The 24,255-nt window shown below is 37.2% G+C and carries 22 protein-coding genes; 11 read left to right on the forward strand and 11 right to left on the reverse strand.

Translation table 11 applies throughout. The features are described from left to right. Positions 1-109: 109 nt before the first annotated feature. Complete coding sequence (locus ABD676_RS11070; RefSeq protein ID WP_344674739.1) at positions 110-403, forward strand: hypothetical protein; 294 nt, start codon at positions 110-112, stop codon at positions 401-403. Between the two features lie 48 nt (positions 404-451). Here ABD676_RS11070 and cmk read toward each other — a convergent pair whose 3' ends face one another. The 5 genes from cmk to yihA all read right to left on the reverse strand — a co-directional run bounded on the left by cmk (position 452) and on the right by yihA (position 5,471). After that, positions 452-1,135, reverse strand: coding sequence for a (d)CMP kinase (cmk, locus tag ABD676_RS11075; protein ID WP_344674740.1), 684 nt, complete (start codon positions 1,133-1,135; stop codon positions 452-454). 1 nt (position 1,136) lies between these two features. Then, on the reverse strand, positions 1,137-1,550 hold the full coding sequence (locus ABD676_RS11080; protein WP_344674741.1) for a hypothetical protein: 414 nt from the start codon (positions 1,548-1,550) through the stop codon (positions 1,137-1,139). A 6-nt stretch (positions 1,551-1,556) separates the two neighbouring features. Continuing rightward, positions 1,557-3,911, reverse strand: coding sequence for a type I DNA topoisomerase (gene topA, locus ABD676_RS11085; RefSeq protein WP_344674742.1), 2,355 nt, complete (start codon positions 3,909-3,911; stop codon positions 1,557-1,559). Positions 3,912-4,007: 96 nt separating this feature from the next. Then, positions 4,008-4,856 carry a UbiA-like polyprenyltransferase gene (locus ABD676_RS11090; RefSeq protein WP_344674743.1) on the reverse strand — a complete coding sequence of 283 codons (849 nt, stop codon included), beginning with the start codon at positions 4,854-4,856 and terminating at the stop codon, positions 4,008-4,010. Between the two features lie 3 nt (positions 4,857-4,859). After that, positions 4,860-5,471, reverse strand: a complete 612-nt coding sequence (gene yihA / locus ABD676_RS11095) for a ribosome biogenesis GTP-binding protein YihA/YsxC (RefSeq protein ID WP_344674745.1) — start codon at positions 5,469-5,471, stop codon at positions 4,860-4,862. Between the two features lie 89 nt (positions 5,472-5,560). Between yihA and ABD676_RS11100 the strand changes: the two genes are divergently transcribed. From ABD676_RS11100 to ABD676_RS11115, 4 genes are all read left to right on the forward strand, one after another. Then, complete coding sequence (locus tag ABD676_RS11100) at positions 5,561-6,472, forward strand: ABC transporter ATP-binding protein (RefSeq protein WP_344674746.1); 912 nt, start codon at positions 5,561-5,563, stop codon at positions 6,470-6,472. A gap of 19 nt (positions 6,473-6,491) precedes the next feature. Next, positions 6,492-7,808 carry an ABC transporter permease gene (locus ABD676_RS11105; RefSeq protein ID WP_344674747.1) on the forward strand — a complete coding sequence of 439 codons (1,317 nt, stop codon included), beginning with the start codon at positions 6,492-6,494 and terminating at the stop codon, positions 7,806-7,808. A 177-nt stretch (positions 7,809-7,985) separates the two neighbouring features. Continuing rightward, positions 7,986-9,191 (forward strand): Na+/H+ antiporter NhaA, encoded by a 1,206-nt coding sequence (gene nhaA, locus ABD676_RS11110; RefSeq protein ID WP_344674748.1) that lies wholly within the window; start codon positions 7,986-7,988, stop codon positions 9,189-9,191. A gap of 708 nt (positions 9,192-9,899) precedes the next feature. After that, positions 9,900-10,490 carry a riboflavin synthase gene (locus ABD676_RS11115; RefSeq protein ID WP_344674749.1) on the forward strand — a complete coding sequence of 197 codons (591 nt, stop codon included), beginning with the start codon at positions 9,900-9,902 and terminating at the stop codon, positions 10,488-10,490. Between the two features lie 14 nt (positions 10,491-10,504). Here the strand turns inward: ABD676_RS11115 and ABD676_RS11120 are convergent, their stop codons facing one another. Together ABD676_RS11120 and ABD676_RS11125 are read right to left on the reverse strand one after the other, a co-directional pair. After that, positions 10,505-11,446 (reverse strand): hydrogen peroxide-inducible genes activator, encoded by a 942-nt coding sequence (locus ABD676_RS11120; RefSeq protein WP_344674750.1) that lies wholly within the window; start codon positions 11,444-11,446, stop codon positions 10,505-10,507. Between the two features lie 218 nt (positions 11,447-11,664). Next, a complete protein-coding gene (locus ABD676_RS11125) occupies positions 11,665-11,970 on the reverse strand; it encodes a hypothetical protein (protein WP_344674751.1) in 306 nt (101 codons plus the stop codon). A gap of 85 nt (positions 11,971-12,055) precedes the next feature. Here ABD676_RS11125 and mazG point away from each other — a divergent pair, with 85 nt between their 5' ends. From mazG to ABD676_RS11155, 6 genes are all read left to right on the forward strand, one after another. Beyond that, the gene (gene mazG / locus ABD676_RS11130; protein WP_344674752.1) at positions 12,056-12,859 is read left to right on the forward strand and encodes a nucleoside triphosphate pyrophosphohydrolase; all 804 of its coding nucleotides are present in this window, start codon (positions 12,056-12,058) and stop codon (positions 12,857-12,859) included. A 49-nt stretch (positions 12,860-12,908) separates the two neighbouring features. Next, entirely contained in the window at positions 12,909-14,096 is a 1,188-nt protein-coding gene (locus tag ABD676_RS11135) for a serine hydrolase domain-containing protein (RefSeq protein ID WP_344674753.1), read from the forward strand. 52 nt (positions 14,097-14,148) lie between these two features. Continuing rightward, complete coding sequence (locus ABD676_RS11140; RefSeq protein ID WP_344674754.1) at positions 14,149-14,817, forward strand: HAD family hydrolase; 669 nt, start codon at positions 14,149-14,151, stop codon at positions 14,815-14,817. Further along, positions 14,807-15,580: a sulfite exporter TauE/SafE family protein gene (locus tag ABD676_RS11145; protein WP_344674756.1), complete on the forward strand. Its 774-nt coding sequence runs from the start codon at positions 14,807-14,809 to the stop codon at positions 15,578-15,580. Before ABD676_RS11140 ends, ABD676_RS11145 begins: the two co-directional genes overlap by 11 nt. Positions 15,581-16,208: 628 nt before the next feature. Beyond that, complete coding sequence (gene clpB, locus ABD676_RS11150; protein ID WP_344674757.1) at positions 16,209-18,821, forward strand: ATP-dependent chaperone ClpB; 2,613 nt, start codon at positions 16,209-16,211, stop codon at positions 18,819-18,821. A gap of 117 nt (positions 18,822-18,938) precedes the next feature. Then, a complete protein-coding gene (locus ABD676_RS11155; protein ID WP_344674758.1) occupies positions 18,939-19,376 on the forward strand; it encodes a carboxymuconolactone decarboxylase family protein in 438 nt (145 codons plus the stop codon). A gap of 52 nt (positions 19,377-19,428) precedes the next feature. On the opposite strand, the gene lysA is transcribed toward ABD676_RS11155, so the two are convergent. The 4 genes from lysA to serC all read right to left on the reverse strand — a co-directional run bounded on the left by lysA (position 19,429) and on the right by serC (position 24,050). After that, positions 19,429-20,592 (reverse strand): diaminopimelate decarboxylase, encoded by a 1,164-nt coding sequence (lysA, locus tag ABD676_RS11160; RefSeq protein WP_344674760.1) that lies wholly within the window; start codon positions 20,590-20,592, stop codon positions 19,429-19,431. Positions 20,593-20,598: 6 nt separating this feature from the next. Next, positions 20,599-21,912 (reverse strand): aspartate kinase, encoded by a 1,314-nt coding sequence (locus ABD676_RS11165; RefSeq protein WP_344674761.1) that lies wholly within the window; start codon positions 21,910-21,912, stop codon positions 20,599-20,601. A gap of 114 nt (positions 21,913-22,026) precedes the next feature. Then, positions 22,027-22,974 (reverse strand): D-2-hydroxyacid dehydrogenase, encoded by a 948-nt coding sequence (locus ABD676_RS11170; RefSeq protein ID WP_344674762.1) that lies wholly within the window; start codon positions 22,972-22,974, stop codon positions 22,027-22,029. An 8-nt stretch (positions 22,975-22,982) separates the two neighbouring features. Further along, positions 22,983-24,050, reverse strand: coding sequence for a 3-phosphoserine/phosphohydroxythreonine transaminase (gene serC / locus ABD676_RS11175; protein ID WP_344674763.1), 1,068 nt, complete (start codon positions 24,048-24,050; stop codon positions 22,983-22,985). Between the last annotated feature and the right edge of the window lie 205 nt (positions 24,051-24,255).

The raw sequence follows: 24,255 nt of genomic DNA on the forward strand, positions 1-24,255 counted from the left end.
GACCTTTATTTTTGCGTTTTATTGACTTGATTTATAGTGACTTATTAAATTCTTGCAACAATTTAAGACTTTCAGCGTTATATATGTAGAAACTAATGAGAAAGAATTTATGGATAAGTTAAAGAAATTCGATTTAATGGAGAAGATATCCAGGGAATTAGAAGACATTAGAAACAGTCAGCAGGCTGTTTTGGAAAAGATTGCGAAAGTTGAAATCGACAATATTGAATTGGGCGATAAAACTATCGAGTCTAAGATCCCTGAAATCTATCAACGTACAGCTGATAACTCAGAAGCGATATTAGAGATCTTGAATTCATTTCAAGAAAAAACTGATGATTTCGGAAGCAAAAATAATATTGACAAGCTGAGAGAACAGCAAGAAATTGATAATATGAAATAATAGAAAAGCCCTCCTAAGAGGGCTTTTCTTATGTTTTTGTTGTTTAGTTTAAATTTTATTTAGCCTTTGTTTCACTAAATCCAATACAAAAGCTAATTGTTCTTCTTGATTCAGATCACTGTTGTCCAATACTATGGCATCTTCTGCTTGGCGTAATGGACTTTCCTCACGAGTACTATCTATATGATCTCGATGTGATAAATTCTCTTTCACTTCTTCCATCGTCACTAATTCTCCTTTCGCCGTTAACTCCGCATATCTTCTTTCTGCACGTATTTGTGGACTTGCAGTCATAAAGATTTTCAATGCTGCATCAGGGAAAACAGTGGTTCCAATATCACGGCCATCCATCACAATATCACGCTTCTTACCCAATTGTTGTTGCTGATGAACCATAGCTTTACGAACTGATTTAATGGCACTTACTTCACTTACATAATCTGATACTTCCATGGTTCTGATGGCATCAGATACATCTTCACCATTCAATAGAATTTGGGTTTTATCAGGGTTTGGTATAAAGTCAATATGGATATCGTCTAAGGCTTTTTGTATAGCATCTTCATCATCCAATGCGATGTTATGACGCTGTACATATAGCGTAACTGCCCGATACATAGCACCAGAATCAACAAATACAAAATTAAGCTGCTTAGCAAGTGCTTTAGCAACCGTACTTTTCCCACAAGAAGAAAAGCCATCTATCGCTAGGACAAAATTCTTTTTGCTCATTTTAGTTGGTACCTCCTATCATAACTCCTGGCTTATTTACCAAAGGAATCTTTATAAGGTTTTCATCAACAATGCTTTCTGGTAAGAAAATATATTTTTTATCGTAAATCGTACCATTAATATAATAGCTCAACCAATATTCATTGGTTAATCCAAATACTTGTATATCTATTGCTTCAATTTTAGTGGTAGAATGTGCTTCCATATCCCCAATGAAATGTCTCAAAGTAGTGGTTTTGACTTGCTTGCCATCCTTTTCTCCATAACCCTTAGAGGAAACCAGGACGTTTTGAATACTCACCGGCTTTTCATTGATCAAATAGACATTCCAAACCTTTGCAGTTGGTGTTTCATTTTCTAATACAATGGCAATAGAGATATCCTCTACAATATTTAAAGGGAGATCCTTTTTCATAAAGTACTATTTCTTTTTGGCTCTTGTTGTTTTAGTAGCCTTTGCTTTTTTAGCTCCGGCACCTTTACTATCCTCTTCAGCCCATTTAAGAACATCAGCATAAGTAATGCTATTGACATCTGTACCTTTAGGGATTTTAAGATTTTGTTTACCAAATCTTACAAATGGTCCCCAACGTCCATTCTCAATTCGAGCTTCCGCATTTTCTTCAAATACACGGATTACTTTATCCTTATCTTTTTGACGTTTTTCTTCAATGATTTCAATAGCTTGACCTTCTTCCACATCTAAAGGATCCAATCCTTTTGGTAAAGAATAAAAACTACTGTTATGACGAATGTATGGTCCAAATCGACCGATAGCAACTGTCATTTCTTTTCCTTCAAATTCCCCTACTTTCTTAGGTAATTTGAACAATTCCAATGCCTCTTCTAAGGTAATGGTTTCGATCATTTGACCCTTACGTAAGGAAGCAAATTGTGGTTTCTCCTCATCATCAGCAGTACCGATTTGAACTAATGGACCAAATCGTCCCACACGTACTGAAATTGGTTTTCCACTTACAGGATCAACTCCTAATTCTCTTTCGTGCGTAGCACGATCAGCATTCTCAATGGTATTCTGTACTTCTGAGTGGAATGGGCCATAGAAATTAGACAACATATCTGTCCACTCCTTGAAACCTTGGGCAATCTCATCAAATTCCTTCTCTACTTTCGCTGTAAAGTGATAATCCACAATACCTTTAAAGTGTTGAACTAAGAAGTCATTTACCAATACACCGATATCTGTAGGGAACATTTTACTGCGTTCAGCACCAGTAATCTCTGTTTTAGTTACATTACTGATCTCACCGTCTTGTAAAGTGATCGTCTGGTATTGTCTTTCTTTACCATCGCGATCTTCCTTCACCACATAACCACGATTTTGAATTGTAGAAATGGTAGGTGCATAAGTGGAAGGTCTTCCTATCCCCAATTCCTCTAATTTCTTAACTAGAGATGCTTCTGTAAAACGAGCTGGAGGTCTTGAGAATCGCTCGGTAGCTTGCATGGTTTTTAGATCAAGAACTTGACCTTTAGCCAATGCTGGTAATAGGCTGTTATCTGCTGAGTCATCTTCAAGGTCATCTGTATCATCATCGGATGATTCAAAATATACTTTAAGGAAACCGTCAAATTTCATCACCTCACCAGTAGCAACAAATTCTTCAGAACGTGTTGATACTTCAATGTTTGCAACGGTTTTCTCAAATTCAGCTTCACTCATTTGAGAAGCAATAGCACGCTTCCATATAAGCTCATATAATCTTCTTTCGGAATTATCACCTTCGATACTGTGTTCTGTAAAATACGTCGGACGAATAGCCTCGTGCGCTTCTTGAGCACCAGCGCTTTTCGTTCTGTATTGACGCTGTTTATGGTATTTAGTACCGTAAGCTTTGGTAATCTCTTCTTGAGCAGCATTTAATGCTGTATCAGATAAGTTCACCGAGTCGGTACGCATATAGGTAATGCGTCCAGCTTCATATAAACGTTGAGCAACTTGCATGGTTCTAGCAACAGAAAAACCTAATTTTCTACTTGCTTCCTGTTGCAAGGTGGATGTTGTAAAAGGAGCTGAAGGCGTACGTTTGGATGGTTTTGTTTCTAAGGAATTTACCGTAAAAGCCGCAGAAGCACAATCAGCTAAAAAGCTCTTTGCATCATCAAAAGATGCAAAACGCTTAGGTAATTCTGCTTTAAATTGCTCTTTTCCTTTGCCGGTTTTGAAGATAGCCACTACTTTGAAACTAGCTTCAGCAGTAAACTTATTGATTTCACGCTCGCGCTCTACGATTAAACGTACAGCTACAGATTGTACACGACCTGCTGACAAAGATGGTTTAACCTTTCGCCACAATACTGGGGATAGTTCAAAACCTACTAAACGGTCCAATACACGACGTGCTTGTTGTGCATTAACTAAATTAAAATCTATTTTACGTGGAGATTCAATTGCTTTTAGAATGGCAGGCTTTGTGATTTCATGAAAAACAATTCTTTTGGTATTATCATCTTTCAAGCCCAAAGTTTCATATAAATGCCAAGAAATGGCTTCTCCTTCGCGGTCCTCATCGGACGCTAACCAAACAGTCTCTGCAGATTTAGCCAGTTTCTTTAGCTCAGATACGATTGCCTTCTTATCCGAAGGAACCTCATATTTCTGTTTGAAATTATTATCTGTATCGATGGCATCATCGGTCTTTACAAGATCCCGAATATGACCATAACTTGATTTTACTAAAAAATCTTTCCCTAAATACCCCTCAATTGTTTTTGCTTTCGCTGGAGACTCAACTATCAATAGATTTTTCGCCATTTACTTTTTGATTTCTTGCAAAGAAAACGATTTCAAAATGGAATGCAAATTAATTTTTACCCCTACTTCTAAAAAAGTGAGCAAAATCATATAGCATTAGAACAGGATATCCAACAAATAAAATACGGCAAATACCACTGAAGCAATACCATTAGCCGTCATAAATGCTCGATCTACACGACTTAAATCTGTTGGACTCACAATTCGATGTTGATAGATCAACATCATACCATAAATTGCTACTCCTATATAATAAAAGATGCCTGTTGGCATAAACCATATCGGCAACAATACAAATATAAAGGAGAATATATGCAGTACTTCGGAAATCCTTAATGCTGTTTTTCCTCCAAAATTCGCCGGAATGGAATTTAATCCATGCTCCTTATCGAATTCTTCATCCTGAAGTGCATAAATAATATCAAAACCACTTACCCAAGTCAATACGGCTAAGCCATAAAATATAGGTACAATGTGAAAATGACCCGTTACTGCTAAATACGCACCTACAGGTGCCAATCCTAAGCCTATCCCCAATACGATGTGACATAATGGAGAAATCCTTTTCATATAGGAATAGAACAAGATCACAAATAAAGCCACCGGAGACAACATCAAACACATTGGATTGATGAAATAACAAGCAATCATAAATACCAAGCAATTGATAATGGTAAATGTCAAGGCCTGCTTAGGAGCAATACGACCAGCTGGGATATCCCGAACTGCGGTTCTTGGATTAAGGGCGTCAATATCGCGATCAAGGTACCTATTAAAGGCCATGGCAGCATTTCTTGCTGTAACCATACATAGAAGCATCAAAAGGAATAACTTCCATTCAAAGCCGTAATTCGTCGTATGAATAGCCAAGAAAAATCCGATAATAGCAAATGGTAAAGCAAAGATGCTATGTGCAAATAGCACGAGCGACATGTACTTCTTCATAGATTATTCTACCGGAGGTTGAAAGTTCTGATTGATTTCATCAATACTTGCCAAAATCTTATCACAGCCTAGTCGTGTTTCTGCCGAGGTTAAAAAGTTCGGTGGAATCTCTTCGAACCATTTCTTCAATGCACGACGGAATTTCGCTACATTTTGATCAGACTTTACACCAGATTGCTTATCAGCCTTTGTGAAAATCAACATAAATGGTATTCCCTCCTGCCCTAACCAACAACAGAATTCCAAATCTATCTTTTGTGGCTCATGACGGCTATCAATTAACACAAAAACACATTGCAGGTTTTCACGTTGTCTAAGGTATTGACGAATAAATTTTTCCCATTCAGCACGACTCTTCTTGGATACTTGTGCAAAACCATAGCCTGGTAAATCCACCAGATACCAAGAATTATTGATGATGAAATGATTAATTAATTGTGTTTTTCCTGGTTTCTGAGAAGTTTTCGCTAAATACTTTCTCCCAGTCATGGCATTAATTAAGGAAGACTTTCCTACATTGGAACGCCCGATAAATGCATATTCAGGTTTATCTGCTGCAGGTAATTTGTTGACTTCTGTATTGCTGCTGACAAAATCAGCTTGTTTAACGATCATAGCACAAAGGTAGTATTATTCACATTAACTTCATTTCTGAACAGGAATTTGAAAAAAATAATTACTTTCATGCTTATTAAAACCCTATTATGCTAGATATACGACATATTGTAAAGCAATACGCAGATCATAAAGCCCTTGATGATGTATCTTTTGTAGTGCCTAAAGGCAAGATTTTTGGTCTTTTAGGACCTAATGGTGCCGGTAAAACATCACTTATCAGAATCATCAATCAAATAACCGCGCCAGATGCTGGAGAGATTTATTTTGACGGCGAACCACTATCTCCCAAACATATTGAACGTATTGGATACCTCCCAGAAGAACGTGGTTTATATAAAAAGATGCTAATTGGAGATCAAATGATCTATTTAGCGCAACTAAAAGGCCTATCTAAATCAGAAGCAAAAACACGTATCAAATATTGGTTCGAGAAATTGCATACTGAATCTTGGTGGGACAAAAAGGTCGAAGACCTGAGTAAAGGAATGCAACAAAAGGTTCAATTTGTTGTCACTGTTTTACATGAGCCAGACTTGATTATTCTTGATGAACCTTTTTCTGGCTTTGACCCAGTAAATGCCCAATTAATTCAGGATGAAATCCTAGAGCTTAATAAAAAAGGCGCCACGATTATTTATTCTACCCATAGAATGGAATCGGTAGAGATGCTCTGTGACAACATTGCATTAATAAATAAATCAAAATTGATTTTGGAAGGATCCGTAAGAGATATTAAAAATCAATACAAGAACCAAACATATAAGATAGCTTACCAACTCAAGCCAGATCAGCTTAACCTGGTACATCAATCTGATATTTGGGAACTTCTTGAACAGAAAGACGGTGAAGAAAGTAGCATGACGATAAGACTGCGAGAAGGAAAATCCTTAAATGAAGTCCTATATCAATTACTTCCTCAGATCGATATACATCAGATATTCGAAATTATTCCTTCCATGAATGAGATCTTTATTAAACAAGTTACTTCCATCCGTTAATTATCCTAAATAGTTTAAAATGAATAAGATCATACTCATCATACAAAGAGAATATTTAAGTCGAGTAAAAAAGAAATCCTTTTTACTGACTACCTTTCTCGTTCCATTATTCTTTATTGGTATTTACGTTGGAGCATTTTACTTGACCAAAAAGAGTTTTGAAGATAACAATGCCTTGGTATATGTTTTGGATGATACCAATGAAGTCGGTAAACTCTTAAAAAACAACAAAAACATTAGCTTTACGCATTCCACGGAGGAATTGGACCAGGCATTGAAAACCATTAAAGATGCCGAGGACAATACCAGTTTATTATTGATTCCAAAGGATTTCTATGAGTCAAAGAAAATAGAATTCTTGTCTAGTGGAAAGCCAAATATCAATACGCAATCGGAGATTGAAACCCAATTAGAAGCAGTAATGCTCAATTATCAATACGAAAAGCTAAATATTGATCCCGATAAGATTAGAAATATCGATAGTAAAGTTCGTATTGCAGCCAAAGAAATCACTGATTCAGGTGAAGCCAAGGATAGCGACACGCGTATTGCTATGGGTATAGCAATGGCTTTATCTGTCTTAATTTACCTGTCCTTGTTTCTTTATGGGGCACAAGTAATGCGTGGTATCATTGAAGAGAAATCTAATCGTATTGTGGAGGTGATTATTTCTTCTGTGAAGCCATTTCAATTGATGATGGGTAAAATAATCGGTATTGGATTGGTTGGTATTACTCAATTTCTCCTTTGGATTATTTTAAGTTTCGGATTAATAAGCATTGCGACATCAACTTTTATCAATAAGGACGAGTTTGCAAACCAGGTAGCTGAACAAAATTCGGTACAGACTTCGGAGAGTCAATCGGATGTGTCCATGATGGCGAGCTTAGGCACTGCCATGGATTCTGTGAATTTCCCGGAATTATTGACTTGTTTCTTTTTGTTCTTCTTAGGAGGCTATATGCTTTATAGCGCTTTGTTTGCAGCTGTTGGTTCAGCGGTCGATAACGAAACGGAAGCCAATCAATTTACTATGCCTATTACTGCCCCGCTGTTATTGGCTTACGTGCTTTCTTTCGGGGTTCTTGTGAATGATCCACATGGTTCAATAGCTACTTGGTTAAGCTTTATTCCACTTACCTCTCCTATTGCTATGCTTGTGCGTGTGCCTTTTGGTGTTCCCGTATGGCAAATCGCTCTATCCTTTGGCCTTTTGGTTGCAGGATTTGTTTTTACCACTTGGGTGGCCGCAAGAATCTATCGCGTTGGAATTCTAATGTATGGTAAAAAAGCAAGTTTAAAAGAACTGATCAAGTGGTTTGGCTATAAGGATTAATATCAAAAGCTAAACGATATAAAACCCTGACAGCGATTTATTCATTGCTGTCAGGGTTTTTTCTTTGGATGGTAATAATTGTATAAATCGCCTTACAAATCCCATTACTGTAATCTTTTTTCTACCTTTACCGCTTCAAATCATTGCAAATCATCTTAATTAAGACTAACTGCTCTCATGGCAAAACTCATAAATTTAACAGTTTTTAAGAAGTTTCTGTCCTCGAATACTTCTGGAGGTATTATTCTTATCATCTGTGTATTAATATCGATTATCATTGCGAATACGCCTTTGGCTAATGCTTTCAGTAATTTATTGGCTACTCCTCTCGGATTTGAAAATGAAACCATTCAATTAAAATATTCCTTCAAGCAATGGGTGGATGATGGCTTAATGGCCATTTTCTTTTTATTGGTAGGTCTAGAGATCAAACGTGAACTGGTAGAAGGAGAACTTTCCTCCCCTAAAAAAGCTGCTTTGCCTATTATTGCAGCTATTGGTGGAGCAATAGTACCTGCATTAATCTATACTTTTTTAAATAAAGGTTTGCCTACAGAGCACGGTTGGGGAATTCCTATGGCTACAGATATTGCCTTCGCATTGGCGATTATGACGCTATTGGGTAAAAAAGTTCCAGTAAGCCTAAAGATATTCTTGGCTGCACTTGCTATTGTGGATGATTTATTAGCAATCCTTGTCATTGCTATTTTCTATTCGACGGATCTTCATTACAACTACTTAATGTATGCAGCAGCTATATTAGCCTTGCTTATAGCCTTTAATTATTTTGGTGTTAAGAACATAATTGCTTACTTGATTCCCGGTGTGTTTATCTGGTATTTTATTCATCACTCAGGCATACATGCTACCATAGCCGGTGTTTTAGTGGCTATGACGCTTCCGACTACGGTAGATGATAAAGAGTCTCCATTAGAGAAATTAGAACATTTATTGGCCAATCCAGTAAACTTTCTGATTATCCCACTATTTGCCTTAGTCAATACCAATATTACCATTCACCACGAAATGGTATTAGGCTTGTCAACCCCGTTAGGCTTAGGTATTATACTGGGTCTTTTCTTTGGAAAAACATTCGGAATATTTATCACTTCCTGGATATGTGTTAAACTTCGCGTTGCGAACCTTCCTGAGAAAGCCAGTTGGAATCAAATGGTCGGCGTAGGTATGCTAGGTGGTATTGGATTTACCATGTCCATATTCATCTCTATGCTATCCTTTAAGGACCCTCTCTTTATTGAGGAGGCTAAGTTCGCCATATTAATCGGATCCCTATCCTCTGGATTTATAGGATATCTTTGGCTATCCACGATCAGTAAAAAATATCAACTACAGTCTGAAATGGAAGACGAAACAGAAAATTAGTTGCCATATTACTTATTCATACAAGAAAAGCATCAAATTTCCCTTTGATGCTTTTTTATTTTTCAAACACGAGTGCATGCGAATAAGTTGCTGGCAATGAATTGGATGATATGTGTTGATTCTCTTTAAAATTAGTTTCATTGTAAAATCCCAAATTTAGTTAAAAAACGCTAAAATCATTCTAAACTATCGTTTGGGTAAAATAACAGCTACAAAATTTCGGGAGTTTTTCCGGTTAAATGGCCTTAAAAAGATAAAGCTTGAGACAATCGGGCGATCGCTCAAGCTTTAAAAAATAACCTCTTATGAGGTAATCAACCTAAACCTATGACAAAGGTAGATAAATTATATCGATAATACCAAATGTTTTTATGTAATTAACTAGTGTAGTCTTGTCTAAAAATTTTAACTTTCTGGAAATGAGGAAATTAAAAATAAAAAAAAAGGTTTTCAAACGGGGAGAATGAAAACCTTTAATAACCAATTATAAACCTAAATTATGATGACACAAAGATAGTGTACTATTTACACTTTTCCAAATATATTTTACTTTTTTTCTAAAAATGCCCTTTTTAACCCTAAAAAGATGGTTAAACAGTGTTGTAATTATTTTTAGGTATTATTTTTACTTTCACTTAGCTATTTTAAACTCGTGGCATAATTTAGGCGCAAAAAGATATTGTTAACTTTGTACAAATAATAGAGCGTATGTTTACAGGAATTATAGAGACCTTAGGTACAGTAAGAAAAATAGAATCTGAACAATCCAATTTGCATTTCTTTATCGAATCATCGATCAGTCATGAACTGAAGATTGATCAAAGCATCTCCCACAATGGTGTATGTTTAACTGTTGTTGGGATTGAGGGGCAAATACATCAAGTGACTGCCATTAAAGAAACATTAGATAAGAGTTCCTTAGATATATTGAAGGTTGATGATGTTGTTAATCTTGAACGTTGCACTCAAGTCGGTGGTAGATTAGACGGACATATTGTTCAAGGACATGTAGATCAGACAGCTATCTGTGTAGCTGTAGAACCTCAGGATGGTAGTACTGTCTTTACTTTTGAGTATGATTTTAGCCTACAGAATATTACGGTTGAAAAAGGATCTATTACCGTTAATGGCATTAGCCTTACTGTTGTCAATTCGGGTGATAGCCAATTCTCTGTAGCCATTATCCCTTACACTCTTGAACATACCAACCTAAAATCAGTTGAAGTCGGTTCAACGGTAAATTTAGAATTTGATATTGTAGGAAAATATGTAAGTAAATTAATGGCACTTAGAAAATAAGTGCCATTAATCATTTATAAAGCAAATCCCATAACCTCCTTCTTGCGCTTTGTTTTAAAACGCTCAGGAACGATCTGAAGGATTTCATTTTTCAATAAGTTGATTGCTTGCTTTTTAACGTAGTTTTGTGGTGTTACTAAGCTAATCTCACGTACAGGTTCTGGTGCTTTGAAATAGCGAACATGCGCGATCTGATCTTCATCATAAGTGCTTATACTTAACTCTGGTAAAATGGTTAATCCTCCATTTAAATCAACCATACGCTTTAACGTCTCGACACTACCGGTATTATAATCAAAAGTTCCTTCTTTGGCCTGGTTATGTTTGTAGTTACAGATATTTAATACCTGTCCGCGCATACAATGCCCTTCGTTTAATAACCAAAGCTTTTCATCGGCGATTTCCTCTGAACTCAACATTTTCTTATGAAATAATGAGCTATTTTCAGAAACGTAAGCTACAAATGTTTCGTAGAATAATGGGATTTCTTGAATCGAAGAATCATGTAATGGCGTAGAAAGTATCCCACAATCCAATGTTCCTAATTTCAATTCCTGAATAATCTGTTCTGTGGTGTATTCCCAGATTTGGAGTTTCAGCTTATCGTGTTTCTTTAGAAAGGTAGAAATTACATTAGGCAACAAATACGGAGCCACAGTAGGGATAACTCCTATTCTAAGATCACCGGTTAACTCCCCTTTTTCCGCTTGCAGCAATTCATTTATTTTTTTGCTCTCGGTCAATACCGTTCTCGCTTGATCGATTACCTTCTCGCCTATTTCTGTCGGTACAACCGGCTGACGACTACGGTCAAATATTTTCACACCTAATGACTCTTCCAATTTCTGGATCTGCATACTTAATGTAGGCTGTGTCACATAACATTTTTCTGCAGCGGCTACAAAGCTTCGGTAAGTATCAACGGCTATAATATATTCTAATTGTACAAGTGTCATTATATCAATTTTAACTATACAAAAATACGAGGACACACTCGCTAACGCTACATTTACTTTTTAAAATTCAATAATTCTACATGAATATTACAATGCTAGCAGAGTAATCAGACTGATACTCAGTATATCCAGCCCGATAAAGATTTTTTGATTGTTATAAATAAAAGGGCTGAACCATTCTATAGCTCAGCCCTCTCATCTTACTATACTATCAATCTCTAGTGTTCTTTTCGGTGTCTAATTTCCAACTCAAGAATGATATCTCGTTTTTTTCCTTCTAGGAAGGATAAATTGCCGGAAACAAAAACACCTTTTTCACCTGTTTTAGTGTTTCGTATTCCGTAAACTGAAGATTCATCATCCGGATTACTCATACCTTCATATCGGTATAAATAATCTATGGTATAATCAGACGCGTCACTTACTAGATGATCGAATTTAATATTATAGTCTTCGGTATAACCTAGGGCTTTCAGATTTTCTAAGGCAATGTCAGCTGATTCATATTTATTTTTAGTTTCCATATCGTTACGCTTTTCTATTAAAACAAGTAACTTTGGCTATTGTTTTATAAAGCAAATTTTTACAGACTAAATATCATCTTACTTTATGGCTATCACTCCTCCAGAACCGAAATTTACTGCCCCAGAAGCATTCGAAAGATTATTAGAAGTATTGTACACTCTTCGTGTAGAATGTCCTTGGGATAAGAAGCAGACTATGGAGTCCCTTCGTCACCTAACTATTGAGGAGATGTATGAGCTGGCGGATGCCATTCTGGAAGAAGATCATCAAGAAATTAAAAAAGAATTGGGTGATATTCTGATGCACTTGGTTTTCTATGCCCGAATAGCTGAAGAAAAGCAATTGTTTACTATCATCGATGTTTTGAATGCTATCTGTGATAAGTTGATTTCTAGACACCCACATATTTATTCTGATGTTGAGGTGAAGGATGATGAAGAGGTCAAGCAGAATTGGGAAAGCATCAAACTGAAAGAAGGCAATAAATCGGTATTGGCCGGTGTTCCCAAAAGTCTTCCTGCACTCGTAAAGGCTTTTAGAATTCAAGATAAAGTACGTGGTGTAGGCTTTGATTGGGAAGATAAAACACAAGTATGGTCAAAGGTCGAGGAGGAAATGGCTGAGTTCAAAGCGGAGTATAATATTGAATCGGGTGAAATCGATCAAGAGAAAGCCGAAGCAGAATTTGGTGATCTCCTGTTTTCGCTGATTAATTATGCACGTCATATCGGAATCAATCCGGAAAATGCACTAGAGAAAACCAATAAGAAATTCATCCATCGTTTCACCTATTTGGAACAGAAAGCAAAAGAAGCTGGACAAAACTTGCAGGATATGAGCTTAGCAGAAATGGATGTGTACTGGAATGAAGCAAAGAAGATTAAATAAGCGAAATCTTAAAGAGATTTTCTAAATTTAGAAATACAAATCCTTGTTTATGAAGATCCTGCTTAAATTTTTCAAATGGTTGGGAATCATTATTGGTTCCTTACTGCTCGTACTCGTTATTTCCTTGTATGCTTTTGGGGTAGACTATATCCTTAAAGGAGTTTATGTGATTTACATGAAAGGTCATACCACCGCCTATTTAGACGACTATCATTATTTTGATAACCATGTCGTAAAACACGGTGAAGGTCAAGCTTGGGCAAAAGCACAGGACTATAACACGGTTCCAATCACCGATTCCTTGAGCAGAATTCATAAACGATTAGGTTCAATTGCCTATGTTATCATTCACAGAGACAGCGTTTGGTTTGAAGAGTATTATGGTGGTTATTCTGATTCTTCCAAGTCCAATTCTTTCTCTATGGCAAAGAGTATGGTGGCAGCCCTGTTAGGGAAAGCTATCGAAACCGGCCAAGTAAAGGGCCTGGACCAAAAGGTAAAAGAATTAGTCCCTGAAATTACTGGACCTTATGCTGATTCATTGCGATTGGCAGATCTTGTATCCATGAGCTCTGGTATGAAATGGGAAGAGAAATACTATGATCCATTTTCCATCACCACACGTCTGTATTTTGATAAAAATATCGTAGGTGCTTTAGAGGCTATGCCTATTGATCAATTACCCGGACAGACATTCAAATATCAAAGCGGTGATACCCAATTACTGGGTATAGCTTTACAACGTGCGACTAAAAAATCACTTTCCGAATTATTATCCGAATATTTTTGGAAGCCTATGGGTGCTGAACACGATGCTTTATGGCAAGTAGATAGTGAAAAAAATGGGATAGAAAAAGCTTATTGTTGTATGGCCAGTAATGCTAAGGACTTTGCCCGCTTTGGTAAATTATACCTTCAGCATGGGAAATGGAATGGTCAATCCATATTAGATTCTGCCTACATACAGCATTCCATAACGAATCGTTTTGCCGATTCACCAGAATATGGCTACGGTTGGTGGATGGGGAAATACCAGGATAAGCCATACTTCTACATGGATGGTCACTTAGGTCAATTTGTTATTGTAATTCCTCAAGACGATTTAATTGTGGTTCGACTAGGCCATAGAATGGATGGGGTTAACAAAGCAGATCCGAAATCAGCATTTTACAACTTCATTCATCAAGCATATTTGATGCTCGGAAATAGTATTAAGGAATCATCTAAGAATCCTTAATAAGGCTAATATAGGAAAACATCCTTCGCTAATTTTGATTAACTTTGTGGCTATGCAAGATATCGCCGTAATTTTCGATATGGATGGAGTTATTGCTCATACCAATCCTTATCATGCTAAAGCCTTTGAAGTTTTCTTTGACCGTCACCAGATTGCTTATTCGGATGCAGATTATATCCAACATATAAACGGTAAACATAACAGTCATATTTTTTCTCATTTCTTTAAAAGGAAGATCCATGGAGATGAATTATTGGTATTAGAGGATGAAAAGGAAGGCCTATTTCGTGAGATCTATCAATCGGAAGTGAAGCCTCTTCCCTATTTTCCGGAATTTCTAACCGATCTTTATGAAAATGGATTGCAATTAGGTGTTGCCACCTCTGCTCCTTTAGCCAATATGGACTTGATCTTGGATACTTTAGCTATCCGCAAATATTTTAAATCAACCCTAGGAAGCGAAAATGTCAGCTTGCATAAACCTCATCCTGAAGTTTATTTAAAATCTGCGGATAATCTGGCTGTAGACCCGACAAGATGCTTTGTGTTTGAAGATTCTTTCTCCGGAGTAACAGCAGGCTTAAATGCTCAAATGCATGTTGTTGGAGTTCTAAGTACAAATACCAAAGACGAATTGCCTCCTTGTATTCGCTATGTAGAAGATTACAAGAATATAAAAGCCCAAGATTTATTGGATTTTATGGCTCAACATGTGGTCTGATGCTATAGCCTTATTACCAAGTGCGCAGGCATGGATGTTGTATTTTTTCTGCGCCATGCTGATTGGTATATCTAAAACAGGGGTTCAAAATGTGGGAACATTTGCAGTTCCTATCTTTGCATTTTTATTTGGCGCCAAATATTCCACAGGTATTGTTTTAATACTTCTATGCTTCGCAGACCTCATTGCCGTAATCTATTATCGCAAAAAGTTTATTTGGAAAGAAGTCAGGTCAATGTTACCATTTTCATTATTTGGATTAATAATTGGACTTTTCATAGGAGAATTTATAGATGATAAGACATTTAAATTCTTAATGGGTTTCTGTATTCTTATTTCCGTATTATTAATGCTCTGGGGAATCAATAAATCTAAAAAGAAAAATGGAATCCAGGATTTTACCAAGCAAAGGTGGTATGCTCCTTTCTTTGGTTTATTAGTTGGGTTTTCTACCATGATAGGTAATGCCGCAGGACCAGCCTTAACCATTTATTTACTAACTAAAAAATTAGATAAAATAAGTCTAGTGGCTACTGGCGCTTGGTTTATCATGATTCTTAATTTTTCCAAAATACCCCTTCAATTATTTGTATGGAAAAACTTGAGCTGGGAAGGGTTGGCATTAAACATCATGGCGATCCCATTTATTCTGTTAGGTGGATTTTTAGGGATAAAGCTCGTTAAAGTTCTTCCCGAAAAGGAATTTAAAATCATTATCCTCACCTTGGTTATTATATCAGCTTGTATGTTAATGATAGGTTAGAAACCATACTTTTAGATTTTTAATTGATTTCATTCTCTCTAACTGTTTTAATTTTTGGTTTACGACGACCCATTTGAACCTTATGTTATGTAGATTATTCAAATGAAGTTTCATTGTTTTTTCATTTTACTTTTATTCTTTTTCCTCTACCATTCTAAGGGGCTTTCTTAGGGTTTCCTTCGATACTCTTTCGGATCTCCTTCGGAACTTGTTCGGATCTCCTTCGGATCTCGTTCGGTTAGAAGCGAACGAGATCCGAAGGAGATCCCTATCAGATCCATGGAAATTCCTTAGGGTTCACGGAGCAAATCCCTAGTAAACTATAGGTCGGCTCCTGTTCATAATCAAGCAAATTTAATCTTGTTATAAGCCCTATTTGTTTTTAAGACATCCTAGATTTTTTGCACTACTAAATATTGACTGTCTAGCCTATTTTCAAAAGCTGTCTGTCATTTTTTCTTGTCCTTTTCTTTATTTAGAATATATTGAGAATCAATACTGTAAAAATGACAGTATCTAATTGGTTTTCACTGCCTTTATGGCGTTTTTACTTTATAAAAACCTAAAGGCATCCCTTTTGTTAAATTGTTAATACAATTAAATTAGAAATAAAAAATACTGACTATATATGAATTTTAACAACTATACAATTAAGGCCCAAGAGGCCATACAAAAAGCTTCAGAAATAGCCATGGGCAATCAGCAACAAGCGATTGAACCAGTTCATATTTTGAAAGCGCTTTTAACAGTAGATGAGAATGTCGTTTCTCATTTGCTGAAGAAGCTCAATGTCAATTTGAACTATGTGAATGCTGAGGTAGATAAGCAGATTGAGGCTTTACCAAAGGTGAGTGGATCAAATGTTTATTTGAGTAATTCCAGTTCAGCGGTTTTACAAAAAGCCCAGAGCTATCTTAAAGAGTTCAATGATGAATTTGTATCCATTGAACATATTTTATTGGCCCTACTATCCGCAAACGATAAAACTTCTGCTTTATTAAAAGATCAAGGCGTAAATGAGAAGGATTTAAAATTAGCCATCAAGGAATTGCGTGGTAATACGCGAGTAACCGATCAGAATGCCGAGGCAACCTATAATGCATTAGGTAAGTATGCGCGAAATTTGAATGAATTTGCAGAGTCTGGAAAGTTAGACCCGGTTATTGGGCGAGATGAAGAGATTCGTCGTGTTATGCAGATTCTATCGCGCAGGACTAAGAATAACCCGATTTTGGTTGGTGAGCCTGGTGTTGGTAAAACGGCCATTGCCGAAGGTATTGCACATCGTATCATAAAGGGTGATGCACCTGAGAATTTGAAGACAAAAACGGTTTTCTCTTTAGATATGGGAGCTTTGATTGCTGGTGCAAAATATAAAGGTGAATTTGAAGAGCGTCTAAAAGCGGTTGTAAAAGAGGTATCGGACAGCGATGGTGAGATTATTCTTTTCATTGACGAGATTCATACCTTGGTAGGTGCTGGCGGTGGTGAGGGTGCAATGGATGCTGCAAACATCTTAAAACCTGCTTTGGCAAGAGGTGAACTACGTGCTATTGGTGCAACTACACTGAATGAGTATCAGAAATATTTTGAAAAAGACAAGGCTTTAGAACGTCGTTTCCAAAAAGTAATGGTTGAGGAGCCGGATACGCAAGATGCGATTTCCATCTTACGTGGATTGAAAGAACGTTATGAAACACACCATAAAGTAAGGATATTGGATGAAGCGATTATATCAGCAGTTGAATTATCGCAACGCTATATCACCGATCGTTTCTTGCCAGACAAGGCTATTGACTTAGTGGATGAGTCTGCGTCCAAACTACGTTTAGAGATGGACTCCGTGCCAGAGGCTGTTGATGAGTTAGATCGTCGAATCATGCAATTGGAAATCGAAAGAGAAGCTATTAAGCGTGAGAATGATGATAAGAAAGTAGCTGAGCTTTCTGAGAGTATTGCTAATCTAGCTTCTGAGCGCGACTCCTTAAAAGCGTCTTGGCAGTCTGAAAAGACTTTGGTGGATCAAGTGAACCAAGAGGCTCAAAACATTGAAGATTATAAGTTAGAGGCTGAACAGGCTGAGCGTGCTGGTGATTATGGTAAAGTAGCGGAATTACGCTACGGTAAGATTAAAGAAGCTCAGGATCATGTGGAGCATTTGAAGAAAGAGCTTGCTGAGAAACAAGGTAGCAGCAGAATGCTGAAGGAAGAGGTAACATCCGAGGATATTGCCGATGTGGTTTCTCGTTGGACAGGTATCCCTGTAAACAAGATGATCCAATCGGAAAGAGAGAAGTTGTTAAACTTGGAAGAAGAGCTACATAAGCGTGTTGCAGGTCAAGAAGAAGCTATTGAAGCCATTGCAGATGCTATCCGTCGTTCAAGAGCTGGATTAAGCGATGCAAAACGTCCAATAGGATCGTTTATTTTCTTAGGAACAACGGGGGTTGGTAAAACAGAATTGGCAAAAGCATTAGCAGAATTCTTATTTGATGATGAGCAAGCATTAGTACGTATCGATATGTCTGAGTATCAAGAACGCCATGCGGTTTCGCGATTAATCGGTGCGCCTCCAGGATATGTTGGTTATGATGAAGGTGGTCAATTGACTGAAGCCGTTCGTCGCAGACCTTACTCCGTGGTGTTATTGGATGAGATCGAAAAAGCACATCCCGATGTGTTCAATATCCTGTTGCAAGTATTGGATGATGGTCATTTAACTGATAATAAAGGTCGTGTGGTGAATTTTAAAAATACCATTATTATCATGACCTCAAATACAGGATCGCACATTATCCAAGAGAATTTCTCGAAATTATTGGAAGGAAATCGCGATGAGATCGTTGCTAAAACCAAGGATGAGGTATTGGATCTCTTACAGAAGTCCATTCGTCCAGAGTTTTTAAACCGTATTGATGAAATCATCATGTTTACTCCACTTTCAAGAGATGAAATTGGCGATATTGTAAGGATGCAGTTTTCAAGAGTTCAGCATCAATTAGCAGAGCAGAATATCTTTATAACGGCTACTGACGAAGCTTTAGATTGGTTAGCGCAATTAGGATACGATCCAGTATATGGAGCTAGACCATTGAAACGTGTTATTCAAAAACGAATCTTAAACGAGCTGTCAAAAGAGATTTTGTCTGGTAAAGTTTCCAGGGATTCGGTGATCGAATTGGATACTTTCGATGGACAATTTGTATTCCTTAACAAAAACAAAGATCAAGAGAATAATTAAGTTCCTGCTTATTTTTAATAGAAAGGCTGTTTCATAATATGGAACAGCCTTTTCATTTTTAACATTTGGATTATATAAAAATTCCTAATTTTCAACATAATTTTAGAAACACATATCATGGAAGCAAGAATGAATATTTCCGCTTTGGCCCCACAGGGCTATAAAGCCGTAATAGCTATGGAAACCTATTTACACCAATGTGGTTTAGACAAAAAACATATTGAATTAATCAAAATCAGAGCATCACAAATCAACGGATGTGCATTTTGCATTAATATGCATACAAAAGATGCCTTAGCAATGGGTGAAACGGCACAACGTATATTTTTATTGGATGCTTGGCGAGAAACAAGTCTGTATAGCGAAGAAGAGCGTGTTTTGTTGGCTATGACAGAAGAAATAACCCATATATCTCATGCAGGATTGACAGATGAAACTTTCAAGAAAGCTAAGGAAGTATTTGATGAAACTTATATAGCCAATGTTGTTTTGGCAATTGCGACGATCAATGTTTGGAATCGTATCGCGATAAGTTCATTGACACAACCGGTTTAAAACTAAAAAATGCTGCTAATCATTAGCAGCATTTTTTAATTAATCTCTTATTTTAAATTTCATTGGAGAAAAGGTATCTGATTTCATCACGTAAGTTATATCGGGATGCCATAACTTCCCCATAGGCACCTGCGGTACGCAAGGCGATAAGATCTCCCCTTTCGGCGTATGGAAGCTCCACTTCCTTTCCAAAGCAGTCTGAGCTCTCGCAGATAGGTCCTACTACATCGTAGTTGATTTGCTGAGCATCAGAAGAGTCACCAAGCTTTTCAATCTTGTGGTAGGCTTGGTATAATGCTGGACGCATTAACTCTGTCATACCCGCATCTAGAATCAAAAAGTTCTTTTTAACTCCGCTCTTCGTGTATAAAACACGGCTAACTAAAGTTCCAGACTGTGCAACTAAGGCACGGCCTAGTTCGAAATGTACTTCCTGATTTGGATTACGTTCTAAGAATTTATCAAATACTTCAAAATAAGCATTGAAATCAGGCATTGGATTCGTGTCAGGTTGGTAATAATCGACCCCTAGTCCACCACCTACATTAAGTACTTTAATGGTTGTCCCGCGCTCCTCGAACCAGTTTTTCCATTCATTCACCTTAACACAGAGACTTTTGAAAACATTCATGTCGGTTATTTGTGAGCCAACATGGAAGTGAAGTCCTAATAAATTCACGTTTTCACAAGAGCGAAGAACTGCTGCAGCATTTTCAAGTTCTGAATTGGGTACTCCAAATTTATTTTCATCCAATCCAGTGGTAATGTAATGGTGCGTATGTGCATCCACATTTGGATTGATGCGCAAGGATATATTGGCTTTAACACCGATTTGCCCTGCTAACTCATCGATGATCAACAATTCTTGGATAGACTCTACGTTAAAGGCGAATATATTTTCCTTTAATGCCAGGATGATTTCTTTATCGGACTTTCCCACCCCAGCAAAGGTGATTTGCGATGCTGGGAATCCCATATCGAGTGATTTTTGCACTTCATTTCCACTCACACAGTCGGCTCCAAATCCTTTGGATTGGATTAATTGCAGAATGCGATCATTGAAGTTTGCTTTTAACGCATAGTGTATATGAAATCCATATTTATCAGCTGCAGTTTTTGCAGCTTCTAATGTATTAGCCAGAAGCTCCATGTCGTAATAATACAATGGGGTTTCAAGGGATTTCAAGCGGTTTAGATCAACTTGATGTATATTCATTTCAGGTTAAAATAATCTATTGTGTAAAGATCTTAAGGCTTCGGTTTTGTGACTTGAATCCAAAAGAATGGACACATTATAATCCGAACCACCATAAGAAATCATTCGTAATGGTAAGTGTTTTACAGCATCCAATACGCGTGCTGCATAACCATGCATATTGGCTCCAAAATCACCAACAATACAGATGATAGTTTGATTTTGATCGACACTTACAGAACCGAAATCTTCGACTTCACGAATGATGTCAGTTAGGTTTTTAGTATCATCAATGGTTAAAGAAACAGCAACCTCTGATGTAGTAATCATATCAATCGGTGTTTTATATCTTTCGAAGATTTCGAAAACCTTACGTAGGAAACCATATGCCAATAACATACGCGAAGAATGAATATGGATAGCAGTAATTTCATCTTTTGCTGCCACAGCGCGTATAGCACCTTTTTGTCCACCATCTTTTGAAATCAAGGTTCCATAAGCTTTTGGGTCCATGGTGTTCAACAGACGAACAGGCACATTATAACGTTGTGCTGGGAATACACTTTGTGGGTGAAGGATTTTCGCGCCAAAATAAGCAAGCTCCGCTGCTTCATCAAAACTCAAGTTAGCAATTGGAGTGGTGTTTTTTACGATTCGAGGATCGTTGTTATGCATGCCATCGATATCAGTCCATATTTGAACCTCATCTGCCTGTATTGCTGCTCCAATTAAAGATGCGGTATAATCTGAACCACCACGACGCAGATTGTCAATTTCACCGAAAAAATTTCTACAGATAAAACCTTGGGTAATGAATAAGGTATTATCTGGGTATTCAGCTAAGATAGCTTCTAGTTTTTCTTTGATAAATGGAACCAATGGTTCATTATCCTCATCAATTTTCATGAAATCCAATGCCGGTAATAATACGGATTGGATTCCTCTCTCTTGTAAGTAAAGATGCCACAAAGTGGTAGACATCAATTCACCTTGAGCCAAAATGATTTTTTCTTCAATAGGCGTGAAAAGATCATTAGAAAGCGAACTAATGAGGTTAAAGTGATAATCAATTAATTCCTTGCCGTGCTTATATCCGTTCTCTGTGCTGAAGAGTTCCTTGATCAAGGCTTCGTATTTATTCTTATGATCAATGATTAACTGTTTGGCCTCGTCCTTCTTACCATTTAGGTAAGCTTTACCGATTTCAACTAGTACATTGGTAGTTCCAGCAACAGCTGAGAGCACCACGATTTGACGTTCCTCTGGATTGACAATGTCAGTTAGCCCTTTGATACGTTCAGCACTTCCTACGGATGTTCCTCCGAATTTTAGAATTTTCATATCTACTTTATAAAACTTAATTTTTTTGCGGGTGTGAATATAAGTGTTTTCATAAAAAAAGCGGCACAAATGCCTTAAAAGGTTTTGTGCCGCATAGTATTTTATGCGGAAGAACTACTTCTTCAGGTTCTCGATCAATAATTGAGCGAGCTCCTCACCTATTCTTTCTTGCGCTTCATTGGTTGCTGCACCAATGTGTGGCGTCAAGGAAATTTTCGGGTGGCTCAATATCTCAGCACGCGGTGTCGGTTCGCTATCAAAAACGTCCAGACCTGCAAATGAAACCTTTCCACTGTTTAATGCATCCACTAATGCCAACTCATCAATAACCCCACCACGAGAAGCATTGACTAGTCCTACACCATCTTTCAAAAGTGCAAATTCTTCTTTTCCAATGACAGGTTTGTCCGTGAATGGCACGTGTAAGGAGATGAAATCAGCCTTAGCAAATACCTCTTCAATTTCACCTTGTGTAACAGGAACTTCTACTTGTAAGCCTCCTGAAAGCGTTAATGTAAGGGATTTAGGGCCTTCAAAAAGATCGGAGTAAATAACATCCATCCCTAATCCTAAGGCTATTTTTGCCGTCTCTCTTCCGATTCGACCAAAACCTACAACACCTAAGGTTTTGCCTTGAAGTTCTGATCCGGCAGCATATGCTTTTTTCAAAGCACCAAACTGGGTAGATCCTTCAACTGGCATCTTACGGTTGGAATCAAACAGGAATCGAACGCCGTTTAATAAGTGTGCGAACACCAATTCGGCTACAGAGTGAGATGACGCAGCAGGTGTGTTAACAACAGCTATACCCTTGCTTAATGCGTAATCCACATCAATATTATCCATTCCAACTCCACCACGACCAATAACCTTAAGATTTGGGCAAAGGTCGATTAAAGCTTGTCTAATTTTTGTTGCACTACGTACTGTAACAGCATCGTATTCGTTTAAACGCACTGCAAGTTCTTCTTGCGGTATGTGATTGGTGTCGACTTCATGGCCGGCAGCCTCTAATATTTTTTTGCCGATGGGATCAATTCCATCGTTTGCTAAAATTTTCATTAATGTACTTATTGGTGATTTTCTTCAAATTCTCGCATGGTATCAACCAATGCATTGATGGAACTAATGGTTAATGCATTGTATATAGATGCTCTAAATCCACCTACTGAACGGTGACCTTTAATACCTACCAAATTACGCTCTTTAGCTAATGCTAAGAATTCCGCTTCTAATTCTGGGGTATCCATAACAAAAGTCACGTTCATTCTGGAGCGATCTTCTACCGCTGCAGTCCCTTTGAAGAAAGGATTACGATCGATTTCATCGTATAAAATACGAGCTTTGATGATGTTCTCTTGTTCGATAGCTTCTACTCCACCTTTGGCTTTTAACCAACGAAGGTTTAGCATGGACACGAAAATAGAAAATACCGGAGGTGTATTGTACATAGAACCAGCCTTAGCATGCGCTTCATAGTCAAAGATGCTTGGAAGCGTTCTTCCGGATTTGTGAAACAAATCATCCTTGATAATTACCAATGTTACACCTGCAGGTCCCATGTTTTTCTGAGCACCGGCATAAATAAGATCATACTGTGAAACATCAATGCTGCGGCTTAAAATATCCGAAGACATATCAACAACTGTAGGAACTGATGTTTGAGGTTTTTCAAATACTTCTGTACCATAAATGGTGTTATTAGAAGTGAAGTGAAAATAGGAAGCATCCGAAGGAATTTGATAGTTCTTCGGAATATAAGAATAGTTTTGATCGCCAGAAGATGCGACAATCTCTACTTGTCCTATCTTTTTTGCTTCTTTGGCTGCTTTGGTAGCCCATACACCCGTATCCAAATATGCTGCTTTTCCGTTTTCAGGAAGCAAGTTCAAAGGAACCATAGCAAATTGTTGACTAGCACCGCCCTGTAAGAAGAGAATAGAATACCCCATAGGGACATTCAATAGCTCTTTTACCAATTGCTCGGTCTCTTTTACTACTTCTTCAAACTCTTTGGAACGGTGCGAAATTTCTAAAATAGATAAACCTGTATTGTTGAAATCAATCACAGCCTGAGAAGCCTCTTGGAATACTTCTTGTGGCAAAATACAAGGTCCTGCACCGAAATTATGTTTCATTATTTACTGTTAATTTGTTTAAAATGAGGTAGATAATTGCGAGTGGTGAACAAGCATTATCTTAAGAAAGTCCAAAGGTAAAATATTTTTAAAAATTTTTAAAGTATTTTCCTCATTTGTTTAAAATATTTTAAAACAAATCGTACTTTTCTATCATTTTGTCATAGAATTGAAATAAAAAACTCCATTATTCATATAGAAAATT

This window comes from Sphingobacterium kyonggiense (assembly GCF_039536825.1).
GTDB classification, from domain to species: Bacteria; Bacteroidota; Bacteroidia; order Sphingobacteriales; family Sphingobacteriaceae; genus Sphingobacterium; species Sphingobacterium kyonggiense.

What these genes read in the sequence shown, in the direction of transcription:
- ABD676_RS11070 (WP_344674739.1), top strand. Translation starts at nt 110, where the DNA reads ATGGATAAGTTAAAGAAATTCGATTTAATGGAGAAGATATCCAGGGAA.
- cmk (WP_344674740.1), bottom strand. Translation starts at nt 1,135, where the DNA reads ATGAGCAAAAAGAATTTTGTCCTAGCGATAGATGGCTTTTCTTCTTGT.
- ABD676_RS11080 (WP_344674741.1), bottom strand. Translation starts at nt 1,550, where the DNA reads ATGAAAAAGGATCTCCCTTTAAATATTGTAGAGGATATCTCTATTGCC.
- topA (WP_344674742.1), bottom strand. Translation starts at nt 3,911, where the DNA reads ATGGCGAAAAATCTATTGATAGTTGAGTCTCCAGCGAAAGCAAAAACA.
- ABD676_RS11090 (WP_344674743.1), bottom strand. Translation starts at nt 4,856, where the DNA reads ATGAAGAAGTACATGTCGCTCGTGCTATTTGCACATAGCATCTTTGCT.
- yihA (WP_344674745.1), bottom strand. Translation starts at nt 5,471, where the DNA reads ATGATCGTTAAACAAGCTGATTTTGTCAGCAGCAATACAGAAGTCAAC.
- ABD676_RS11100 (WP_344674746.1), top strand. Translation starts at nt 5,561, where the DNA reads ATGCTAGATATACGACATATTGTAAAGCAATACGCAGATCATAAAGCC.
- ABD676_RS11105 (WP_344674747.1), top strand. Translation starts at nt 6,492, where the DNA reads ATGAATAAGATCATACTCATCATACAAAGAGAATATTTAAGTCGAGTA.
- nhaA (WP_344674748.1), top strand. Translation starts at nt 7,986, where the DNA reads ATGGCAAAACTCATAAATTTAACAGTTTTTAAGAAGTTTCTGTCCTCG.
- ABD676_RS11115 (WP_344674749.1), top strand. Translation starts at nt 9,900, where the DNA reads ATGTTTACAGGAATTATAGAGACCTTAGGTACAGTAAGAAAAATAGAA.
- ABD676_RS11120 (WP_344674750.1), bottom strand. Translation starts at nt 11,446, where the DNA reads ATGACACTTGTACAATTAGAATATATTATAGCCGTTGATACTTACCGA.
- ABD676_RS11125 (WP_344674751.1), bottom strand. Translation starts at nt 11,970, where the DNA reads ATGGAAACTAAAAATAAATATGAATCAGCTGACATTGCCTTAGAAAAT.
- mazG (WP_344674752.1), top strand. Translation starts at nt 12,056, where the DNA reads ATGGCTATCACTCCTCCAGAACCGAAATTTACTGCCCCAGAAGCATTC.
- ABD676_RS11135 (WP_344674753.1), top strand. Translation starts at nt 12,909, where the DNA reads ATGAAGATCCTGCTTAAATTTTTCAAATGGTTGGGAATCATTATTGGT.
- ABD676_RS11140 (WP_344674754.1), top strand. Translation starts at nt 14,149, where the DNA reads ATGCAAGATATCGCCGTAATTTTCGATATGGATGGAGTTATTGCTCAT.
- ABD676_RS11145 (WP_344674756.1), top strand. Translation starts at nt 14,807, where the DNA reads ATGTGGTCTGATGCTATAGCCTTATTACCAAGTGCGCAGGCATGGATG.
- clpB (WP_344674757.1), top strand. Translation starts at nt 16,209, where the DNA reads ATGAATTTTAACAACTATACAATTAAGGCCCAAGAGGCCATACAAAAA.
- ABD676_RS11155 (WP_344674758.1), top strand. Translation starts at nt 18,939, where the DNA reads ATGGAAGCAAGAATGAATATTTCCGCTTTGGCCCCACAGGGCTATAAA.
- lysA (WP_344674760.1), bottom strand. Translation starts at nt 20,592, where the DNA reads ATGAATATACATCAAGTTGATCTAAACCGCTTGAAATCCCTTGAAACC.
- ABD676_RS11165 (WP_344674761.1), bottom strand. Translation starts at nt 21,912, where the DNA reads ATGAAAATTCTAAAATTCGGAGGAACATCCGTAGGAAGTGCTGAACGT.
- ABD676_RS11170 (WP_344674762.1), bottom strand. Translation starts at nt 22,974, where the DNA reads ATGAAAATTTTAGCAAACGATGGAATTGATCCCATCGGCAAAAAAATA.
- serC (WP_344674763.1), bottom strand. Translation starts at nt 24,050, where the DNA reads ATGAAACATAATTTCGGTGCAGGACCTTGTATTTTGCCACAAGAAGTA.